The 2,150-nt window shown below is 44.5% G+C and carries 2 protein-coding genes; both read left to right on the top strand.

The annotated features are described in order from the left end of the window. A partial coding sequence (locus A3756_RS09335) for a bifunctional diguanylate cyclase/phosphodiesterase (protein WP_068553386.1) occupies positions 1-1,684 on the top strand: 1,684 nt, incomplete at its 5' end. Between the two features lie 104 nt (positions 1,685-1,788). Beyond that, a partial coding sequence (locus tag A3756_RS09340) for a hypothetical protein (RefSeq protein ID WP_156490385.1) occupies positions 1,789-2,150 on the top strand: 362 nt, incomplete at its 3' end.

Below are 2,150 nucleotides of genomic sequence, written 5' to 3' on the forward strand. Positions count from 1 at the left end.
AACTCAGGGTGACTGGTTGCACATGACATACCAGGGAGAGTCTTTTTTAGCGCTGGTGACTTCATTGGTGAAGGCTGATAATTATCAAGTGAATGCGGTATTGAGTACCTCCTTGTCTTTGGCTATTGCCAAATTTTCACCACTAAAAATCCATATACTCATTATTGCATCCGTTGCATTGCTACTATCGGCTTTTATTGCCTTTATTATTGCCCGAAATATTACACGACCGGTTAATACGCTGGTGAGTGCGGCAGAACGAATTAGCCAGGGTGATTATAAGGGAGAAATTGATTTTGATCTTTTTAAGAAGAACGAGATAGGTAAACTAGCTAACAGCTTAAGTCATATGCAGCGGGGCATCGCTGATCGAGAAGACAAAATTCTCTATCAAGTCTTTCACGACACTTTGACGAGTTTGGCTAATCGCGCTTCGATACAAGAGAAGATTGAAACCCTGCTTGAGCAAAGCGATGGTGATTCAGACATATTTGCACTGATGCAGGTGAATGTTCGTCACTTCAAACAAGTGAATACGACCTTTGGTTATCATATCGGCGACCAGCTTCTAATTAGTATTGCCAAGCGCCTTTCTTCGCTGATGGGTGAGGATGATAGTGCTGCAAGGCTGGGGGCGGATGAGTTCTTGTTATTGCTCAAGGCAGATACAGAACCAGAAGTATCTGCACGAGCGAATCGAATTTTAGAAGCGATTATTGAGCCCTATCAAATAAACGAGCTTAAGCTCCCCATTGCATTTACCTCGGGTGTGGTTTTATATCCACAGCATGGTCAACGAACTGATGAATTAATGAGGCGTGTGGACATAGCGCTCAATGAAGCGAATGAGCAGAAGCTTGCTTTGTTGCTTTATCAGCCAGGTAGTGATGAAAAGCATCTTAAGCAAACGCGCCTGGTCAACGATTTGAAAGAGGCGATCGATCAAGATTCCTTATGCATGTTCTATCAGCCAAAGCTGGAGCTTAAGCAAGGCAAAGTCACCCAGGTTGAGGCATTGATTCGTTGGATTCATCCCGAGTTGGGCTTTATCTCACCTGAAGAGTTCATTGGTCTTGCTGAACAGTCTGGCTTGATGCCACCGCTAACGCGTTGGGTGATTGCTAGTGTATTGCGTGAAGCCGCTGCTTGGAGAACTCAAGGGATAGACCTAAAAATGGCGGTCAATCTCTCGGCTTATGATCTGGCCAACGATGACCTACCCGATTATGTGGCGCAAGAGCTTGAGAAAAACGGCCTCTCTACTTCTTCGCTAATTCTTGAAGTCACCGAAAGTGCGATGATTGATAACCCGGTTCAAGCCCTAAAAGTGCTTAATCAATTAAGAGACCAAGGGATTATCTTGGCGATTGATGATTATGGCACAGGCTATTCATCTTTGAGCCAACTTAAAGATTTACCCGTAGACGAGCTAAAGATCGATATGGCCTTTGTTTTGAAACTGGATGAAAGTAAATATGACCAGGCTATTGTCCAGTCAACGATAGACATGGCTCATCAGCTCGGTTTAACTGTCGTTGCTGAAGGGGTTGAAAACAGAGCGTCTTGGGCCTTACTCGAAACATGGGGATGCGATAAGTTACAAGGTTACTATATCTCTCGCCCACAAAACTCGGCAGACTTTGTTACCTGGTTTAAAGGCTATGATGTAAACAGTGAGTACTAGCATTATTTTTTCGATGAACAAGGCTAAACAAAGCATTCAGAATAAAACACTCTTCAGTTATCTGTGCCGCCTTGCTTCTAGTCGCTTTGATCAGCAGCGCACTTGTGCATGCAAAGCAGAATAGCCCACACCGCTTTATCGGCAATGTGACGCTTGTTACCAACTATCAAGACAGCGGAAATACATGGCTCAATGGTGGGCTGGGACGTTTTGGACAGGGTGACCAGGATAGCTCGGTTTCAGGCCTATTTGAATCAAATATCGAGTATCGGTACCGGCCTTCTTCTGCCTTTCAATTGAGTACTCATATCCAAGCACAAGGTACGAGTAATGATAGCTCCGTTCGCTCTCTTGGGGTGATAGAGTGGAGCGCAAGGTATCGTCATGATATCGACTTCAATCAAGCGCTTAGTGTTAAGCTGGGCCAGTTTTTCTTACCGACCTCAATGGAAAATATAGATCGCTT

Source organism: Oleiphilus sp. HI0086, assembly GCF_001635225.1.